Origin of the sequence: Pseudomonas sp. IT-P294 (assembly GCF_949767865.1) — a bacterium.
In the GTDB taxonomy this organism is placed as follows: domain Bacteria; phylum Pseudomonadota; class Gammaproteobacteria; order Pseudomonadales; family Pseudomonadaceae; genus Aquipseudomonas.
On record NZ_CATKQW010000016.1, the window covers coordinates 1 to 16,637 of the forward strand.

The window sequence follows — 16,637 nt, forward strand, 5'->3', positions numbered from 1 at the left end:
ATTGTTAAAGAGCGGTTGGTTAAGATCTTTCGTCTCAACCGAGGTGCGCATCTTACAGCACACTCTCACAAAATGAAACCCTTAAAAGCGCATGATTTTTTCATTCAAATCAATTACTTACGCTAGGAGCAAGTTCAATATGCTCGTTAGCGGGAGGCGAATAATACAGGATTAAAACAGGTGGTCAACCCCCGTCTAAAAATTCTTTCCCCTCCCCAGAGCCTGGACGCTGACTCACCGCTTTTGGCGATGGCTGCCAGACGCCCATCGTCAACGCCAGGTCGATTACAGCACCTCGCGAAAGACCACCATTAAAGAATCGGGACAGATCACGATGGGTCAGCATTGCCGTCATCGTAGTCTGTCCCTTTTATGCTAAACGGGGCGCGGTGCTTCAACGGGTGGGGTACCGTCGTGAAACATCGTTTTCAGTTGAGCACGCAGCTCCGGTGAGTCGGTGTGCTTGTGAACACTGACCGCATGCTGTGCGGCAGCCTCGAGCAATTCGTTTTCAGAGTCTGCGCTGAGCGCTACGGAGCATTTGGAATCGCTTGGAAACTCGCGGCAGTCGATGTATTTACGCGTCATGATCTTCTCCTCTTTACGACGAAGGCAGGCCGTGACCTGCATGAACGATCACTCGACGCGCCACCCCATGTATTACCCAAGACCGCAGGTCGTATCGAGTGTGCTGACTTTTAAAGTATAGGCCTGCCTCAGCGGACATCAGCGAAGCGATGCCACTTGATGGGCCGTTAAGAGATGACGCGTGAGAAACCATAGAATCAATGTGCTAGCGCTAATCAAGGCGCCCAGCAGGCTGACTGCTGTCCAGCCCCAAAGCGCATACACCTGGGTCGCAGCGGCCGCGCCCAGTGCGCTGCCGACCGAGTAGAAGCACATATAGGCGCCGACCATGCGGCTTTGGGCGTCGGGGCGTGCCGCGAAAATGATGCTCTGGTTGGTGACGTGTATCGCCTGCACCGCAAAGTCGAGCACCACTACACCGCAGACCAGCGCGACCAGGGATGTCTCGGCAAACATGATGGGCAACCACGACAGCGTCAGTAGCACCAGCGAGATGCCGGTCACTCGTTGCCCATGACCTTGGTCGGCCCAGCAACCGGCTCTTCTGGCCGCAAGTGCACCGGCAATGCCTGCCAATCCAAACATGCCGATTGCCGTATGTGAGAGTGACAAAGGCGGGGCGCTCAATGGCAGCACCATGGACGTCCACAGTACGGAAAAAGCGGCAAAGATCATTAGACCCAGCAGGCCTCTGGCGCGCAGCGTGCGCTCGGTGATGAATAGTTTGAAGAGCGATCTTATGAGCGCCCGGTAAGGGGCTTGATGCCTTGGCGACGCGGTGACTGGAACCACCCTCCACAGCACCAACGCCAGTATCAGCATCAGCCCCGAGGACAGGAAATACACAGCGCGCCAGCCCGCGATGTCCGCGATCACGCCAGAGGTGAACCGTGCCAGCAGAATGCCCAGGACAATGCCACTGGTTACCGTCCCCACTGCCTGTCCGCGTTGCGATGGTGTTGCCAGCGCCGCGGCGTATGCCACCAGTACTTGAACAACCACTGCCAGCAAACCCATTACGATCATGGCACTCAACAGGGCGATCCATTGCTGTGCTGCGCCGACCGCCGCCAGCGCAATGGCAGACAGCAGTACCTGACTCAAAATCAGCCGCTTGCGGTTGATCAGATCGCCAAGCGGAACGATGAAAAGCAGCCCCAACGCGTATCCAATCTGAGTCGCGGTCACCACAACCCCGATCATGGATGAGGCGACACCCAGACTCTGAGCCATTGAGTCGAGTAGCGGTTGTGCAAAGTAAACGTTGGCTACTGCAAGCGCACAGGTGACAGAAAACAGTAGCGTGAGCGAAGCAGAGAGTCCTGGGGCTCGGTGAGCCCTTGTGCTTTCTTCGATATCCGCAGGCGGCAATGCCGAAGGCTGACTGAGGAAACGCTGGGTAGCGGGGTCAGTATCTGCTGTCATGTACGCCTCCTTGGCGCTAAACTGGTTGCAATTAAAAACCAGATCGATTGTTGTCGTATCTTGTTTCAAATTGCAACCACATTGCACCAGCTCGGTGGACAGGCTTGGCAAACACCCATTTCGGAAGGTTAAAAAAATGGTCGCAGACGCGTCACCGCAAAGCAGCGAATGCCCGGTAGCAAGAACACTCGAGGCCATCGGAGATCGCTGGTCGCTCATGATCATCCGCGATGCCTTCGATGACATCCGACGATTCAGCGAATTTCAAAAGAGCTTGGGCGTAGCGAAAAATATTCTGACATCACGTCTGAAAACGTTGGTTGCAGTCGGGGTATTCGATGTACGACCCGCGTCCGATGGCAGCGCCTACAAGGAATATGTGCTGACAGAAAAAGGACGCGAGATCTTTCCGGTGGTGGTCAGCATGAGGCAGTGGGGCGAACGTTATCTGTTCAAACCGCAGGAGACGCGTTCTGTGCTGTTGGATAAAGAGTCAGGCCAGCCGCTGATGCCGCTGGATGTTCGCTCATCGAAAGGTCAGAAACTTGGCCCAACTGACTGTCACAGGGTGCGACTCGTTGACGGCAGGTCGTGAGGCGATAGCAGCTACATAATAAGAAGGCTATCGCGCGACTTTCTGAAAAAGCCGGAGGCAATCCATGAGCAAACAACCTCAGCCCCGCAGTCGCTCCAACCCTCAGCCCCGATCTCGTCCGGTAGTACCTGACCTGCCTGCCAAAACGGGCAATAAACGTGGGGGTTTACGCGACATCTATGCGCCGAAGCCGTCGAAGCCGTCGAATTGAGCCCGATGCCAAGACTTTTTCAATTCTCGACATGAAGCTTCATGACCATCCGTAACCCTGCCCCGAGGGACCGCACACGCTTGGCTATTCTTGATGACACGCGCTGCGAAGATTGTTGAATCGATGGCCAGCGGCACGGGCACCAGGCGCATAGGCCTGGTTACAGGTTTGCGGGTCGAGCAGAGGATTGAATCATGAAGATGTTAATGATGGTCGAATGCCCTAATGAACCCTTCAACTCCCTTATCAAAGCCGGGACGGCCGGCCAGGTGATTGAGCGCATTCTGGAGAGCATCAAGCCGGAGGCGGCTTACTTTACTGAGCAGGATGGCATGCGTGGCGGGATTTTTCTGGTCGACGTCAACGAGCCATCCGATATCCCCGCGTTAGCCGAACCCTTTTTTCTTAACTTCAATGCCAGCTGCAAGTTTCGCATCATGCTGAGCGCGCAAGATCTGCAAAAGGCTGATCTGGGAAGGCTCGGGCAAACCTGGGGGTGAGGCGCCTCCATTGCTGCCTTCTATAGTCATCATCAGTTCTCTTGAAACTCCGGGGCGTAATATCGCTTCCATACTCAACAACGCCGCGCTGCATAAATGATTGGCTTTAGCGCTGTACTCAAATAAAAACCCGGCCTCATCAGTCGGGTTTTTTAAAGCCCTACCCTCCAAGCCTCTCCACTAAGCAGGTAGATGGAATTTCGCTCGGGCTACACCAAGGAGGTGATTCATGAGCTATACCGGCTAATCTCCTATTGCAGTTCTTCAATACCGGAGGTTGGCAATGAAGCTCAGATATTCACTGACCGCTCTATTGATCAGCGCAAGTCTCTTTGGCTGCGCCACTTCATCACAACCAGGAGCGAGCGTCACCTTGGTTGCCACCCGACAGAACACCGGTCAGATCGGCAATGTGACATTGTCTGATTGGGGCAAGGAAACCGGACTCAGCTTCTTCATCAGTGGCGCGCCAAGTGGATCGATATTGCCCTTGCGCCTTTACACGTTCATCAATAAAGGTAGTTGCCAGCAACCTGGGCCCGTCGCTTACGCCATGAATGATCGCGTCAACACCGAACGCCAAGCGGTGCGTGGTTGGTCATTCTCAAGAACCGCACCGGTCGCTTTGCCGGTCCTGCTGTCCGGTGAGTACTCCATCGTCGTGCGAAGTGCACCGGACAGTGGCAACGTTGATATCTTTTGTGGAGATATCAAAAGCGGCGGCGCAGTAAAATAGCTGCGGCGGGAGCCAATTCGGATGTTTACGGCGGGCAGCGCCGTACATAACACTGCTCGGTAACCCGTGCGCCCCATTGCTCCCCTTCTTGCTCCTGTTCTAATTCAAAACCAGCTTCTTCATAGAGTTTACGCGCGACATCGAGCCCCTTGAATGTCCAGAGCCTTGTCGCGCAAAAGCCATGCTCGTCACAGAACTTGATGGCTTGCGCCAGTAAGCGCTTGCCTGCGCCTTTGCCCCGGGCCGAGTCATCAAGAATAAAGCAACGCAGAATTGCTTCGCCGCCCTCTCCTTCGCCATCTATGGCGATGGAACCGACAATCCGCTGACCATCCAACGCCACCCAAACTTCATTGCGTGGATTGTCCAAACGCCCCATCAACTCTGCCATGTCTGCAGCAACCAGACTTTCGAACGGCTGGCCGAAGTTCGCAAGCCTGGCGTAGTAGTCGGCATGCATCTGCACAATTCGGCCGATGATGCCGGGCCGGTAACCCCGAGCGATGTCCAGAGGCGCCGAGGGCGGCTGAGCGATGCCGAGTCGATGCGCGTGCAGACCTGCGGCATAGTTGGCGATGCCCTCACTGACTGCCTGCTGTTGCTCGGTGGTTAAGTGTGACATCGCCGTACTTACTTGCTCCCTGGCGAATGAATCAATGGCTCGCAGGGTCTCCATGCCCTTTGCCGTGAGTTGCAGCTTCTTGGAACGGCCATCTTCCTCGTTCAGGACTTCCTCGATCTCGCCCGCGTCAATCAACTTGCGGACCATGCGGCTCACCGAAGACTTCTCCAGGCCGAGAAGCTCCACAAGTTCCACGGCAGTCAACGAACTCCGCTCACCAATTTCCACAATTGTGTGAACCGACGAAGGCGGATAGTCCGTCGCCGCCAGAGTGGCTTGCATGAACCCCAGCTCCCGCACCATGAGGCGCGACGCTGAACGGACTTGGTTGATCAGGTCTGGCGGGGAATGAGTCACGGGGAGCACCTCGAATGGTTGGCTATTTAGTTGTATAGCACAACTAAATAGCCGTCGATTGAGATGGATTGTGATCTTGGGGTCGCTTTTTTTGTTTTTTGGGGCGGAGATTACCAACTGCCGTATGGAATTCCATATTGGCCAATGTAGCGCTTCGCCTTATCACCAACTGGATACACTGATTTCCCCTCCGCCTTACCCTGACTAGGCGCTATAGCCGGAATTGCAGTTGCTGATAAGAGGAGCAAAAGAAAGCGGGCGGTGTTCAGGCGCCCGTTTTTTTTGTGTGGTATGTATTACCAACTGCCATAAGGGATCCCGAATCGCTCGATATAGCGCTTCGATTCTGCACTAACCGGATAAGCATAACGCCCTTCAGTTTTACCTTGGCTTGGCCCCAAAGGCTCCACTTCCGCCTGTGCGCGTGCAACTTTGATCGATTTCAAGCATCTGTCGGTCACCCAAACCTGCACGATGCCCCCCGGAGCAAGTCCGAGGTAAACCATTGTCAGGTAATTGGCAGGCTCTTGAGGTGTCGCCGGGCAACGCTCATTCACCGAAGCGTGCATTAGCTGCCGCGCTTCCTCAGGAATTTCCACCCATGCGCGATATGTTTTCGACTCGACGATGGACTGCCAACGAACATAAATACGCTTCGGTAGATCCGCACCGACTACGCCACGAATGCTACTGCTTATATTTTTATTCCAGCCACGAGCAGATTCAGTGCCGTCTTCTGGCTCACTACTCGCTGCGGTGCCGCCTCCAGTTCGACGGAAAAGTTTGCCGTTGATGTCCTCAACAGCAGTGTCTTCCACCCAAACTTTCATATAAGAAGGCTCAACGAAACTGAGACTCCACCACTCATTCTTCGGGTCGTTTTTGCCAGAGAGCAAGTCACCTGCATAGCAACCCACTATAAAAAATGCGCCCAGTAAAATGAGGATCGAGCGCATCAGAATGTTCTCCAGGTAGAGTCAGGGACGTGAGGATGTCGTACACGAACACCGTCGCTCGTAGGCGCATTGGTGTAGCGGATGGTCAGGCCACGCTCACGGCTTGCCCCTATTGGGTTACTCCAATTTGCAGACATGTGAATGTATTTGAGTTTCAACAGTTTCTCTTCGGCAGGTTGCGGCTCGTAGTTACCTGCCAGAACCCTGTCGCAAAATGGTTGGAGCTCGGAAGGTACGGAGTACTCCGGTGTATCCGGGATATCGTTCAATTGCACGCCTTTCTCCGTCGCCAATTTGTGCATCAACCGAAGATACACCGTCGAAAGCTTGCCATTGACCGTCCGATTGAGTTGCAGGCCTGCGTAAACCCGAAGTTCTTTTAGTCCTATCTTTTCCAGCGATGCATCTATCGCCAACGTCGGCTTGGGGGTGACAACATCCAGCATCGTTTCGGGCCAACCGTTGGCGATCATTTTTGCCTTTTGCTGCATCGCATCCCGATAGATGGATGTAGTTTTAACATCGGTACCAATTGGCACCGTGAGTGCCTGCATGGGACCTACCAGCACGCACTCCTCCACTTCTTCACGATAACCACCTCCAATATCGGAGTGCACCCCAGGTACAGGGATCTCAGGATGCGCGGGAATAACAGTGCTCAAAGCAAAATTGGCGCGCCGTTCATCTCGGGCGGTCAATTGAACGACATCGGTAAAGTATTTACGATCCAGGTACAACTTGATTCCGGGTGCGGCAGGGCTTTGGATATTTCCCAGATTAGTGAATCCCGCGACTGAAGGGACAGTATCGAACAAACCAATGAAGCCCATCAAAATTTCGCTGTTGTACTGCCCCGTAAATCTAGCGCTGAAGCCAGCAGAGTTGCTGCGCAACACCTCTCCCAACGGCCCCTGACTACAACGTACAACTTCGTTTGCAAAATGCCTGGCGGCTGCAGCCCCTCGACTGAAACCAAAGGTATCGAAGGTCAACGAAGTGATCTCATCTCCAGGGTTTTGATCGATAGCCTGTTTAACCAAGGCTTTCAGTAAAGAAAATGCGTTTTGGACTTTGCCCGCAACACCCGTGGCGCCGCGTCCGGTTGCGGCATTCCCGAAGCTGTCTTCGTTTCCGCTTTCGGTGCCTATACCTTCGACGTAAAGGCTTCGTAACATCAACTTGGTCGATCCTTCACCCTTTACATCTTTGGCTGCTGGATAAAGCTCATAAAGCTTGAAGACATTACTCACATCATTCCCGTAACTCCCTTCGGGATCCGCCATATAAGGCTTACAACTCGCATCGACATCTGTCGGCAGAATCGGATGATGTGCGCCGCAAAGCAGTCCCGAAGCAGAGTTGCTGGCATTGTTCAGCGTCCCGTCAAAGAACACTCCAATGCGCAACGCGACCCTGACCTTCTCTTTTGCAGGAGCCGGTGCTTTGCCGTGTTTCTCATATTCGGCCCAGCGGTTGGCATGGATATCGACGGGTTTGGCTTCGTCGTATCGATAGTTTTTCGGGGGGTTGGGTACGTATCCACTCATTCCTTGATCACCTGGCTCCTTGGTGCAACGGGCGCTGAGGGTGCCACCGTGGATCCAATCAAGCAACGCGTAGCCCGATGCCATCATTCTGGGAAGAACAGTTCGTCCATCCATTGCCGACGTCGATAGTCACCATCAACTCAATGAAGTTCTCTTAAAAACTCCGCGGCGTAACATCGCCTCCATACCAAACAACTACACCCCGGAGCACACCGTCATGAAACGCCAACTCTTCCTCAACATTGCTTTCTCGGTTTTTGCAGTTAACGCTTTCGCCGCTACTTCGACTCACCCGGTTGTCGCTGAAGGCGGGTCGGATCGTCTGATTGAAAGTCGTGTGGCTGAGGGTGGTTCGGATCGTCTGATCGAAAAACGCGTTGCCGAAGGTGGTTCCGACCGCCTGATCGAGAAACGCGTTGCTGAAGGTGGCTCGGATCGTCTGATCGAGAATCGTGTTGCCGAAGGCGGTTCGGATCGTTTGATCGAAAAACGCGTCGCCGAAGGTGGCTCGGATCGTCTGATCGAGAATCGTGTTGCTGAAGGTGGCTCCGACCGTCTGATCGAAAAACGCGTCGCCGAAGGTGGGTCCGACCGTCTGATCGAAAGCCGCGCTGCATAAATGCTTGGTTTCACCGCACTACTCAACGCAAAAGCCCGGCCTGAACAGCCGGGCTTTTTCGTGTGCAATTGATCGGTTTTGTTTGCCGCCCTCCCTTCAAAGAAAATAAGCCCCGCAGACACCCGCCGCAATGAGCCAGACCAATACGATGATCACCGCAGCCAGCGAGCAGAATGCCAAGCGGCAAAAGGATCACGTCCTCCAGGTATCCCAGTACAGGAATGAAGTCAGGAATGACGTTGATTGGACTCAGCGCATAGGAGCGCGAAATTACGTCTGCCGCACAATATCGACCGAGATCTCCACCGCTGCAATCGTTCCTCGATTCTCAAGCCAATGGGTGGTGTACCTGTCCTCGGGCCAGCCCACGCCCGGCCCATAGTCGGTCGCGATGCCGTTACGATGATCGGTGATCGTTCCTTGCAGGATGTAGACGGTGCCGGGTCTGTCCACATGGTTGTGAATCGGCCCGAAGACGCCGCCGGGCTCGATAGTTACCCGACGCATTCTGAGTTGGCGCCCTGCCATGCCCTCGATCTCGGGCCCCAGATCAATCGTTGCCAACAAGTCCACCGTCACGCCTTTCGTCTCAGGTGCCACCTGTTCGTCGCTCATGGCGCGCCTCATTGTAAAAACAGGGCCTGACTTTAAGTAGAGACGCTTAAAGCGCCGATCAGTCGGGAGGCGACGAAGGGTCGATTGTTTGGTCCAGAATTCAGGCTTTTTTGTCCGCGCTTCCCATGGGCAGGCGCAACACCAACTAATCTCAACAGGGCACGGTACGAGCCAATCCACGCCTCAAACCTCTTGATCCAGGGGAGATGAGATGACCGGTTTAACAGCGCATCAATGCTCGTCATGGGTTCTGCCTTCCCTGCTCGCCATCAGCGTGGTGCTGACAGCGGGCTGCGCGGGCAAACCGGCCTCGACGCGTTATCTGGCTTCAAACGCCAGCAGTGCTTGCTACGCAAAAGCCCTACCCACGGCTGGTGAGGGCGGCCTGGCATGGGGGAACACGTTGGGCATGGCGCGCAAGAAATCCCTCGATAATTGCATTCGCTATGCCGGCCGCTCCGGGGGCACGCCAGACACCTGCAAAGTGGTGTTGGCGCAATGCAAGAACTGATCAACACCACGGCGCCTTAGCGCAATGGAGTGTCCGCACACGCACCTGCGCGAGGGGTCCATTGGCAGGCGAAAACACCGTTGCAGAATCAGCGGTCCCACCGGCTGCGCTTCCAGGTTTCAACCAGCCTCAGGGCGCTGAATCCAAGGAAGACAAGGCCGACAAAAAAGGCGAGGAAGCGGCCGGCTCAAACTCAGGAGCCGACTCGCAGGCCACGGAAAAAGATGCGCAGACTTCGAGCGGCTCCAGGGACGTTGAGAAAAAACCCAAGCCATAAGGGGTGAGCCGTTGGCTTGAGTAGCCGGATTGTTGGCTTACATCAGCAATTCCCGGTGCTGCTCTATGAACTGCGCTGGCGTCAGCAGTGCCTGGCCGATGATGGTCGTGCCGGTGTCATCGAGGCCTTCGAGACGCTTTTCCCGTTGGTCGATCTTCACGGCATTGAAGTGCACGGCAAACGCCGGGTCATGATCCAGGCCCAGCATACGAACAAACTCCTCGACGCTGACTTGCTCATAGCGTACGTCCTTGCCGAGCGTGCGGCTCAGCAGCCCCGCCAGTTCTTCGTGGCTGTACTCGATCGGTCCGTGCAGCGGGTAAGCCTTGTCGCCGTGGCCTTGTGGATCGAGCAGGATGTTGGCGACAACCAGGGCAATGTCGCTGGCCGCAATCGGCGCAAACCGGCTGTCGGCGTCGAACGGTGTGAGGTAGCGGCCCTCACGAATGAGCGGCGCGATGTAGAGCATCCATTGCGCGAAAAAGGTGACCCGCAGGTGCGTGGTCGGGACGCCTGACCAGGTGAACACTTGCTCTGACATCCAATGATTCAGGGTCGCCTGGCTACGTGCGTCGGGGCGTGATTGTTTGTGCGACATGTTGACGATGTGCGTCACGCCCTTTTCTTTGGCGGCCTGGGCAAACAACGCCGCCGCCTCCACCAGGCCATCGCTCAAGGGATAGCAGAAGTAAGCCCCTTCGACGCCCTCCATGGCCGGACGTAGTGACTTCAGGTCCAACAGGTTGCCGACACACACCTGCGCGCCCATGTCCTTGAGTGTTTGCGAACGCGCGTCCTCGCGATGAACGAAGGCTTTCACACGATGACCCTGTTCAAGCAGGAATTTCACGGTCGGGGCGCCGGTAGCGCCGGTGGAACCTGTCACCAGAAATGTTTTCATTGTTTGTCTCCAAAATCAGAAAATGCAGCACGAATAAAGTCGATGGGTTTATTCAGGTCTGAGCAGGCTGGCGGGCACCACCGTGTCGATGCGCCCGGTGGTCACGTCGTAGACCAGCCCTGTCACGGTGAATCCACCGGGCAGGTTTGGATTGGCTTTCAAGGCCGCCACATCAACTCCGACCGCTTTGTAGGGGTCGTCGATTTCCAGCGCCGCCAGATCGTTCTCGGACACACCCATGTGTTTGGCCAACAGCGCGGGCGCGTGGTGATAGCAGCCGCTGATGCCACAATCGGTGTGGTGCAGGACGATCAGGTTCCAGCCCTGGCCGACCGCCGCGCCACCGACGCGGGACACGGTGCCGAGGATGGCCATCGTCTCGAACAGCGCCGGGTTCACGCGGCCACCGACGTTGCGGATCACGGCAGCCTCGCCGGGGGCCAGCTTGAGCACATCCATCGGATCGACGCGGGGGTCGACACAGCCAAGGATCAGCGTTTTTTGTGAAGGAATAATCTTGAGGTCGGCACGAAAACCGGTTGCGGCGAACTCGGCGTTACGTTGGGTCAACGTCTGTAAAAAGTTCATGATGAGCTCCGTCGAACACGTGGGAGGATCAGCCGCGCTGCGGCAACCGGGTGGACATCATCGCCTGCACTTTCTGCGGATCGACGGTGAAGGCCTGGTGGATGCCACGGGTCTGGGCGCCGGCGATGACTTCATCGTTGGTGCCCGCTTCGATGGCATCCAGGGCATCAGTCACGACTTCTACCGGGCTGAGTCGGGGCTGCGGCAGTCTGGCGCCCATCGCTGTGTCGGTTTGCACGGCCAGAACGCCGACCACTTGGGTACCCTGCCCACCCAACTCGGCCCGGATACTGCGGGTGAGCGACAAGCCGGCAGCCTTGGAGGCCGAGTAAGTCGCGGCCATCGGCAAGCTGATGAGCGATAGCATGGACAACATGTTCAGCACCGCGCCGCCGGACTTCGCCAGTACGGGTGCAAAGGCCCGGGTGAGTGCCAGCGGACCGAAGTAATTGACTTCCATTTCAAGCCGGGCGTCTTGCAGGTCAGGTGCCGAAATGGCGCCCTCGAACGCGGCATAGCCGGCGTTGTTGATCAACAGTGTGACGTCACTGGCCACGCTGGCCGCCGCGGCCACTTGATCGGGATCGGTCACGTCCAGCGGCAGCGGCACCAGACGGCGATCGCCGTCCTTGAGCAGTTCGGCCAACGAGGCGGTATCGCGGGCGGCGACGTAGATCTTCGCGACACCACGCTTGAGCAGCTCTTCGACAAAGGTGCGGCCGATGCCGCGATTGGCGCCTGTCACCAGGGCAATGGAGTGGGCAATCTTCATGCGGTATTCCTCGCTATGCAGTGAATTTTCCAGCGACAACGGCGCCAGTCAGTTCGGGGAAGCGCTGGAGGGCTTCGGCTCCGATGGACCAACTATGTCGTCGCGCCCAAATCTGCGGTAGCGGTCGAATCAGGCTAAGATTTATCTCGAATCAGCATTAATCATTGCCTGCGGTACTTGCGACGCTCGCGGGTGATCGTCACGGGCTCGCTCAAGACAGGTAAACCGGCATGCCGTTGAAAGACATCCTCGCCTTGCGGCTGTATACCCGCGTAGCCCGACTCGGCAGCTTCTCGGCCGCTGCACGGGAAAGCGGGCTGGCACAGTCCCAGGTGTCACGGATGATTGCCGAGCTTGAGGCAAGCCTGGGCGCGCGGCTGCTGTCGCGGACCACACGGGCCGTGGTGCCGACCGAGGCAGGGATGGAGTTTCTGGCGCGCATGGAACCGATCCTGGCGGCGGTCGACGATGCCGAGAACAGCGTGCGCGAGACTGGAGAATTGCGGGGTTTGCTGCGTATTGGCATGCCCTCGACGATGGGCATCCGCGTGGTCATCCCCAGGTTGTCGGCCTTTACTGAACGTCACCCGATGCTGCACCTGGAGCTGATGCTCGAAGATCAGTGGCAGGACATGGTCAAGGAAGCCGTCGACATCGGCATCCGCGTGGGCAACTTGCCGGACCTGGCGGGTACGGCCAGACGGATTGGCACCATGCAACGGGTGATTGTGGCCTCTCCGGCTTACCTTGCACGCCACGGCATGCCTGTGACTCCGACCGACCTGGAGCGACACCGGATCGTCGGTGGTCCGGCAGGCTCGCAGGCTTCGTCCTGGCAATTCGAACGCGATGGCACGGTGTCATCCATCAACCTCGGCCCACAATTTTCGACCAACGATACCGCCGGGGCGCTGGCGGCCGCGGCAGGAGGCCTTGGCATCGTTTCGACCACGTCCTGGGCCTGCGCGCTGGAGTTGGCCAGTGGCACCCTGGTGCATCTGCTTGCGGAATGGAAAATGGCCGACCTGCCCGTCCATGCGTACTTTCCGCAGGGACGCGCGACTCGTCTCGCGGCGCGTGCATTTGCCGACTTCCTCGCCACCACGCTCGGCAGTGAACAGACGGAATCTGCCACTTCGGGAGACGGTGCATAAACAAGGAAGTGCTGCCCTCCTCGCGTCATGCCAAGCGTGCGTTCGGGTGTTTGCGGCCTAAAGCGAGGCTCAATGAAAACGGGCGCCATCAAGGCGCCCGTTTTTCAGTGTCAGTGCGTTTTATTCGAGATCGAGTTGCCAATCTTGCTTAACCCTTTGGTGTTGTGATCACCGGGCGTTGTGGTCGCAATGGCCCTGGCTTTCGCTAAGCCGCGCGTATCTTTGGAATGGGCGACGCCAGAAGTCGTTGCGCCGTGACCGCGATCACTGCCGTAACGGTTTCCGCTTACACCGCGGTCGCGAACTGCCTTGCCGGTATGATCGCTGGCCAGCCCCTTACCGTGTCCGTTGCTGTCGGAGCGGCCGTCATGATCCGCGTCGCTATGGCTGCCGCTCATACCGCCGCTATGGCCGCCACTCGTACCGCCGCCATGGCCACCGCCGTTTCCGCCACTGTTTCCACCACCATGGCCCCCTCCGTTACCGCCACCGCCACCGCCACCGCCTCCATTACCACCGCCACCGCCATCTTTCGCATAGGCAGAGCCCATGATGGACAGGTCAACGGGGAGCAATGGCGCAGCTGCAAGCATCAAGGCGCAGGAAAAGACCGCAAAGAGACTTTTATTCTTTAAAAGCATGATGGCTTCCGTAGGTTGATATCGCGTGTCATAGGACGCGATAACCCGGTTTCGGTTCCGGGTGTTGCGACGGACGGAAGCTTTGGAGACATACCGGAGTTACACGAAAAAAAAAGCCTCTTTGGGTAATGAGATTCAGGCGCTTTAACGCCTCTACAGTTAATCAAAAGCACCGTTCAAAACTTCGTATACAAGCCCCGTCGCCAGCGTGACCAGGATCAAGTCAACCCCCACTTGCTGCCACTCGTACCCGTCGTAATGAGGCAATCTGCCCACCAGGCGGCCATCCAGTTTTTTGGCAATCCCCGGCGGTAATGGCTTGCCGCGAGCGAGGTTTTTCTGAATACCGGGGGGCAACGCAGGACCAGGATTCCAGTAGTCCCGGTGGCCGCCAATAATCCCCAGGATACTGTCGCGGTTGACGCTCGGACCACGATCCCAATTGCTGCCCGCTGTATTTTTGCCTTTATTGGCATGACCGGCCTGATTGCCATGATCCTGACTGCTCTGCGGGTTTCCCTTGCCATTACCCTGGCCATTTCCATTTCCATTTCCATTTCCAGGGTCAGCCAGTGCAGCAGTCGAACCACAGACCAGTGCAAGGCTTGTAACAGCGGCAATCAGTGAGCGGGATCTGAACATCAAGTCGTTCCTTCAGCGGAGAGAAAGCTCCCTGACTGTAGTCGCTTTCAACGGTGTGGGTTTTATGTCTCACGGCCAGCGCTTCGCTCACCGACGCATTGTTGACATAACTCAATGAGTTTCCGTCGTTCAGGCGTAAAAAATACTGATCGCCCGTCATCTCTCACGCACTTTACAGAGGACTCCATCATGAACGACTTGAGCCTGCGTAATGCCACCCTCGATGAACTGCAATTCCAGCCTGCAATCGATGCCGAGGGGATTCACGTCAAGGTCCAGGGCGATGTGGTGAAACTCGAAGGCAGGGTGCATTTGTGGCGCCAGCGCCAGATTGCAGAACGGGCGGCCTGGTCGGTGCCCGGTGTCAAGGAAGTCATCGATCACATACTGCTTGCCTGAATCGAGGACCCGGGGAGCCTGCGACCTCCCCGGGAGGCTCAAGAACGGCCTGTTCGACAGCCGTTACTTATCCGAGCAAAGGCCATGAAAAAAAACCACCAATGGAACCTGTCTTACTTCGCGATCACCTTTATCGTGCTCAGCCTCTTTCAATTTCTATTCATAGAACGGCATGTCGTTCAGAGCATTCCCTACAGTCAGTTCCAGCAACTGCTCACCGAGCACAAGGTCAGCGATCTGCGGATCGAGAAGGACCAGATCAGCGGAAAGCTGCTGGAACCCATCGACGGCCGCAACCTGTTTTCGACGGTTCGGGTCGATCCAGCGCTGGCCAGCGATCTTGGTCAATCAGGTGTCGAGTTTACCGGCGTCAGTGAAAACACCTTGCTCAACGGTCTGATCGGGTGGCTGCTGCCGTTTGTCCTGATCATGGTGATCTGGCATTTTCTGTTTCGCGGGATGGCGGAAAAACAAGGCCTGGGCGGCCTGATGAGCATCGGCAAGTCACGCGCCAAAGTGTTTGTCGAGCGCGACACCGGGGTGACCTTCGCCGATGTCGCAGGCATCGATGAAGCCAAGGTTGAATTGGTCGAAATTGTCTCGTTCCTCAAGGACAAGACCCGATACGCGCGGCTCGGGGCGCACATTCCCAAGGGCACGCTGCTGGTCGGCCCGCCGGGGACCGGCAAGACGCTGGTGGCCAAAGCCATCGCCGGTGAAGCCGGTGTGCCATTTTTCTCGATATCGGGGTCTGAGTTTGTCGAAATGTTCGTTGGCGTGGGGGCGGCCCGGGTACACGACTTGTTTGACCAGGCGCGCCAGGCGGCGCCCTGCATCATCTTCATTGACGAACTCGACGCATTGGGAAAAATGCGCGGCGTCGGTGCATTTGGCGGCAACGACGAAAAAGAGCAAACCCTCAACCAGTTACTGGCAGAGCTGGACGGATTTGATCCCCGGGAAGGTGTCGTGCTGTTGGCTGCGACCAATCGGCCCGAGATTCTCGACCCGGCATTGCTACGCGCCGGGCGGATCGACCGGCAGATTCTGATCGATCGCCCCGACCGCAAAGGTCGACAGGCGATTCTCAACGTTCATCTAAAGAAAATCGTCATAACGCCGGGCCTCGACGCCGAACAGATCGCCGACATCACCACTGGTTTTACCGGCGCCGACCTGGCCAACCTGGTCAACGAAGCGGCCATCGTCGCCACCCGTCGCGGCGCCGAAGCGGTCAGCCTCGATGACTTCACCCGAGCGGTAGAACGCATCGTCGCCGGGGTTGAGCGCAAGAGCAGCTTGTTGCACGCCGATGAGCGCCAAGTGGTGGCGTACCACGAAATGGGGCACGCCCTGGCCGCCAGCGGCCTGCCGGCCATGGACCCGGTGCACAAAGTCTCCATCGTGCCCCGCGCCATTGGCTCGCTGGGATACACGCTGCAACGCCCCACCGAAGACCATTTCCTCATCAGCTGCCAGATGCTCAAGGACCGGATTGTCGTCCTGATGGCCGGGCGCGCCGCCGAGTACCTTGCCTATGGCCAGATTTCCACCGGGGCGGCCGATGACCTGGCCCACGCGACGGATATCGCCCGCCAATTGATCACCCGTTTTGGCATGAGTCCCGAACTCGGGCAGGCAGTGTTGGAGCGGCAAAACGCGACGTATCTGGGCGAGCGGATGCAAGGCGTGGGCGAGAAAGACTATTCGGAACAAACCGCCAGGGAAGTTGACCTGGGGATTCGCGCCCTGCTCGATGAAGCGTACGAGCGCGCAAAAGCCTTGCTCGGCAGTCGTCGGGCTGACCTGGACGCGGGTGCACGTCTTTTGCTGGAAAAAGAAACCCTGACACCCGAAGAATTCCCGCCACTCAAGCCCATCAAGTCCGTGCCGATAGCCCCCCGACTGCCCGCCCCGCCACCTCCGGTCGACTGATTATTTGCGACGCTTGCCGGGGTCCATTGCCAGTTCAGCGCCTCGG

20 protein-coding genes and 1 pseudogene are annotated in these 16,637 nt (G+C 57.1%); 9 read left to right on the forward strand and 12 right to left on the reverse strand.

All coding sequences use genetic code 11. The features are described from left to right. Positions 1-375: 375 nt before the first annotated feature. Together ACM6I0_RS14585 and ACM6I0_RS14590 are read right to left on the reverse strand one after the other, a co-directional pair. Positions 376-588, reverse strand: coding sequence for a DUF1059 domain-containing protein (locus ACM6I0_RS14585; protein ID WP_414922650.1), 213 nt, complete (start codon positions 586-588; stop codon positions 376-378). A gap of 138 nt (positions 589-726) precedes the next feature. Next, a complete protein-coding gene (locus tag ACM6I0_RS14590; RefSeq protein ID WP_414922651.1) occupies positions 727-2,013 on the reverse strand; it encodes an MFS transporter in 1,287 nt (428 codons plus the stop codon). A 136-nt stretch (positions 2,014-2,149) separates the two neighbouring features. On the opposite strand from ACM6I0_RS14590, the gene ACM6I0_RS14595 reads away from it, so the two are divergent. From ACM6I0_RS14595 to ACM6I0_RS14605, 3 genes are all read left to right on the forward strand, one after another. Beyond that, a complete protein-coding gene (locus ACM6I0_RS14595) occupies positions 2,150-2,608 on the forward strand; it encodes a winged helix-turn-helix transcriptional regulator (RefSeq protein ID WP_414922672.1) in 459 nt (152 codons plus the stop codon). A gap of 405 nt (positions 2,609-3,013) precedes the next feature. Next, positions 3,014-3,319 carry a panthothenate synthetase gene (locus ACM6I0_RS14600; protein ID WP_285436771.1) on the forward strand — a complete coding sequence of 102 codons (306 nt, stop codon included), beginning with the start codon at positions 3,014-3,016 and terminating at the stop codon, positions 3,317-3,319. A gap of 283 nt (positions 3,320-3,602) precedes the next feature. After that, complete coding sequence (locus ACM6I0_RS14605; RefSeq protein WP_414922652.1) at positions 3,603-4,055, forward strand: hypothetical protein; 453 nt, start codon at positions 3,603-3,605, stop codon at positions 4,053-4,055. A 25-nt stretch (positions 4,056-4,080) separates the two neighbouring features. On the opposite strand, the gene ACM6I0_RS14610 is transcribed toward ACM6I0_RS14605, so the two are convergent. The 3 genes from ACM6I0_RS14610 to ACM6I0_RS14620 all read right to left on the reverse strand — a co-directional run bounded on the left by ACM6I0_RS14610 (position 4,081) and on the right by ACM6I0_RS14620 (position 7,537). Beyond that, positions 4,081-4,980: a bifunctional helix-turn-helix transcriptional regulator/GNAT family N-acetyltransferase gene (locus ACM6I0_RS14610; protein ID WP_414922673.1), complete on the reverse strand. Its 900-nt coding sequence runs from the start codon at positions 4,978-4,980 to the stop codon at positions 4,081-4,083. A 350-nt stretch (positions 4,981-5,330) separates the two neighbouring features. Continuing rightward, the gene (locus ACM6I0_RS14615; protein WP_414922653.1) at positions 5,331-5,990 is read right to left on the reverse strand and encodes a DUF2931 family protein; all 660 of its coding nucleotides are present in this window, start codon (positions 5,988-5,990) and stop codon (positions 5,331-5,333) included. Then, positions 5,990-7,537, reverse strand: a complete 1,548-nt coding sequence (locus ACM6I0_RS14620; protein ID WP_414922654.1) for a T6SS phospholipase effector Tle1-like catalytic domain-containing protein — start codon at positions 7,535-7,537, stop codon at positions 5,990-5,992. The genes ACM6I0_RS14615 and ACM6I0_RS14620 overlap by 1 nt, the downstream gene beginning before the upstream one ends. A 217-nt stretch (positions 7,538-7,754) precedes the next feature. On the opposite strand from ACM6I0_RS14620, the gene ACM6I0_RS14625 reads away from it, so the two are divergent. Then, the gene (locus tag ACM6I0_RS14625) at positions 7,755-8,156 is read left to right on the forward strand and encodes a hypothetical protein (protein WP_414922655.1); all 402 of its coding nucleotides are present in this window, start codon (positions 7,755-7,757) and stop codon (positions 8,154-8,156) included. A 166-nt stretch (positions 8,157-8,322) separates the two neighbouring features. Here ACM6I0_RS14625 and ACM6I0_RS14630 read toward each other — a convergent pair. Next, a pseudogene (locus ACM6I0_RS14630) lies at positions 8,323-8,415 on the reverse strand (DUF1232 domain-containing protein); the annotation flags it as partial. 11 nt (positions 8,416-8,426) lie between these two features. Next, positions 8,427-8,771 (reverse strand): cupin domain-containing protein, encoded by a 345-nt coding sequence (locus tag ACM6I0_RS14635; RefSeq protein ID WP_285436777.1) that lies wholly within the window; start codon positions 8,769-8,771, stop codon positions 8,427-8,429. A gap of 211 nt (positions 8,772-8,982) precedes the next feature. Between ACM6I0_RS14635 and ACM6I0_RS14640 the strand changes: the two genes are divergently transcribed. Then, complete coding sequence (locus tag ACM6I0_RS14640; protein WP_414922656.1) at positions 8,983-9,282, forward strand: hypothetical protein; 300 nt, start codon at positions 8,983-8,985, stop codon at positions 9,280-9,282. A 61-nt stretch (positions 9,283-9,343) separates the two neighbouring features. After that, positions 9,344-9,559 (forward strand): hypothetical protein, encoded by a 216-nt coding sequence (locus ACM6I0_RS14645; RefSeq protein ID WP_285436779.1) that lies wholly within the window; start codon positions 9,344-9,346, stop codon positions 9,557-9,559. A gap of 37 nt (positions 9,560-9,596) precedes the next feature. On the opposite strand, the gene ACM6I0_RS14650 is transcribed toward ACM6I0_RS14645, so the two are convergent. The 3 genes from ACM6I0_RS14650 to ACM6I0_RS14660 are packed head-to-tail and all read right to left on the reverse strand — an operon-like array spanning position 9,597 to position 11,820. Next, a complete protein-coding gene (locus tag ACM6I0_RS14650) occupies positions 9,597-10,460 on the reverse strand; it encodes an NmrA family NAD(P)-binding protein (RefSeq protein ID WP_414922657.1) in 864 nt (287 codons plus the stop codon). A gap of 48 nt (positions 10,461-10,508) precedes the next feature. Further along, positions 10,509-11,048 carry a carbonic anhydrase gene (locus ACM6I0_RS14655; protein WP_285436781.1) on the reverse strand — a complete coding sequence of 180 codons (540 nt, stop codon included), beginning with the start codon at positions 11,046-11,048 and terminating at the stop codon, positions 10,509-10,511. Positions 11,049-11,076: 28 nt separating this feature from the next. Then, complete coding sequence (locus ACM6I0_RS14660) at positions 11,077-11,820, reverse strand: SDR family NAD(P)-dependent oxidoreductase (RefSeq protein WP_414922658.1); 744 nt, start codon at positions 11,818-11,820, stop codon at positions 11,077-11,079. Positions 11,821-12,050: 230 nt separating this feature from the next. Between ACM6I0_RS14660 and ACM6I0_RS14665 the strand changes: the two genes are divergently transcribed. After that, the gene (locus tag ACM6I0_RS14665; RefSeq protein WP_414922659.1) at positions 12,051-12,974 is read left to right on the forward strand and encodes a LysR family transcriptional regulator; all 924 of its coding nucleotides are present in this window, start codon (positions 12,051-12,053) and stop codon (positions 12,972-12,974) included. Between the two features lie 110 nt (positions 12,975-13,084). Here ACM6I0_RS14665 and ACM6I0_RS14670 read toward each other — a convergent pair whose 3' ends face one another. Beyond that, positions 13,085-13,615 carry a hypothetical protein gene (locus ACM6I0_RS14670; RefSeq protein WP_285436784.1) on the reverse strand — a complete coding sequence of 177 codons (531 nt, stop codon included), beginning with the start codon at positions 13,613-13,615 and terminating at the stop codon, positions 13,085-13,087. A gap of 159 nt (positions 13,616-13,774) precedes the next feature. Next, positions 13,775-14,257 carry an anti-virulence regulator CigR family protein gene (locus ACM6I0_RS14675; protein ID WP_414922660.1) on the reverse strand — a complete coding sequence of 161 codons (483 nt, stop codon included), beginning with the start codon at positions 14,255-14,257 and terminating at the stop codon, positions 13,775-13,777. A gap of 189 nt (positions 14,258-14,446) precedes the next feature. Between ACM6I0_RS14675 and ACM6I0_RS14680 the strand changes: the two genes are divergently transcribed. Continuing rightward, positions 14,447-14,656 carry a BON domain-containing protein gene (locus tag ACM6I0_RS14680; protein ID WP_414922661.1) on the forward strand — a complete coding sequence of 70 codons (210 nt, stop codon included), beginning with the start codon at positions 14,447-14,449 and terminating at the stop codon, positions 14,654-14,656. An 84-nt stretch (positions 14,657-14,740) separates the two neighbouring features. Further along, the gene (gene ftsH / locus ACM6I0_RS14685; protein WP_414922662.1) at positions 14,741-16,591 is read left to right on the forward strand and encodes an ATP-dependent zinc metalloprotease FtsH; all 1,851 of its coding nucleotides are present in this window, start codon (positions 14,741-14,743) and stop codon (positions 16,589-16,591) included. The last annotated feature ends 46 nt before the right edge of the window (positions 16,592-16,637 follow it).

Bases quoted from the DNA above. Each gene is read 5' to 3' on its own strand.
- ACM6I0_RS14660 (WP_414922658.1), bottom strand. From the start codon at position 11,820: ATGAAGATTGCCCACTCCATTGCCCTGGTGACAGGCGCCAATCGCGGC.
- ACM6I0_RS14640 (WP_414922656.1), top strand. From the start codon at position 8,983: ATGACCGGTTTAACAGCGCATCAATGCTCGTCATGGGTTCTGCCTTCC.
- ACM6I0_RS14595 (WP_414922672.1), top strand. From the start codon at position 2,150: ATGGTCGCAGACGCGTCACCGCAAAGCAGCGAATGCCCGGTAGCAAGA.
- ACM6I0_RS14650 (WP_414922657.1), bottom strand. From the start codon at position 10,460: ATGAAAACATTTCTGGTGACAGGTTCCACCGGCGCTACCGGCGCCCCG.
- ACM6I0_RS14655 (WP_285436781.1), bottom strand. From the start codon at position 11,048: ATGAACTTTTTACAGACGTTGACCCAACGTAACGCCGAGTTCGCCGCA.
- ACM6I0_RS14625 (WP_414922655.1), top strand. From the start codon at position 7,755: ATGAAACGCCAACTCTTCCTCAACATTGCTTTCTCGGTTTTTGCAGTT.
- ACM6I0_RS14585 (WP_414922650.1), bottom strand. From the start codon at position 588: ATGACGCGTAAATACATCGACTGCCGCGAGTTTCCAAGCGATTCCAAA.
- ACM6I0_RS14605 (WP_414922652.1), top strand. From the start codon at position 3,603: ATGAAGCTCAGATATTCACTGACCGCTCTATTGATCAGCGCAAGTCTC.
- ACM6I0_RS14620 (WP_414922654.1), bottom strand. From the start codon at position 7,537: ATGAGTGGATACGTACCCAACCCCCCGAAAAACTATCGATACGACGAA.
- ACM6I0_RS14590 (WP_414922651.1), bottom strand. From the start codon at position 2,013: ATGACAGCAGATACTGACCCCGCTACCCAGCGTTTCCTCAGTCAGCCT.
- ACM6I0_RS14675 (WP_414922660.1), bottom strand. From the start codon at position 14,257: ATGTTCAGATCCCGCTCACTGATTGCCGCTGTTACAAGCCTTGCACTG.
- ACM6I0_RS14610 (WP_414922673.1), bottom strand. From the start codon at position 4,980: ATGGTGCGGGAGCTGGGGTTCATGCAAGCCACTCTGGCGGCGACGGAC.
- ACM6I0_RS14680 (WP_414922661.1), top strand. From the start codon at position 14,447: ATGAACGACTTGAGCCTGCGTAATGCCACCCTCGATGAACTGCAATTC.
- ACM6I0_RS14670 (WP_285436784.1), bottom strand. From the start codon at position 13,615: ATGCTTTTAAAGAATAAAAGTCTCTTTGCGGTCTTTTCCTGCGCCTTG.
- ftsH (WP_414922662.1), top strand. From the start codon at position 14,741: ATGAAAAAAAACCACCAATGGAACCTGTCTTACTTCGCGATCACCTTT.
- ACM6I0_RS14615 (WP_414922653.1), bottom strand. From the start codon at position 5,990: ATGCGCTCGATCCTCATTTTACTGGGCGCATTTTTTATAGTGGGTTGC.
- ACM6I0_RS14635 (WP_285436777.1), bottom strand. From the start codon at position 8,771: ATGAGCGACGAACAGGTGGCACCTGAGACGAAAGGCGTGACGGTGGAC.
- ACM6I0_RS14665 (WP_414922659.1), top strand. From the start codon at position 12,051: ATGCCGTTGAAAGACATCCTCGCCTTGCGGCTGTATACCCGCGTAGCC.
- ACM6I0_RS14600 (WP_285436771.1), top strand. From the start codon at position 3,014: ATGAAGATGTTAATGATGGTCGAATGCCCTAATGAACCCTTCAACTCC.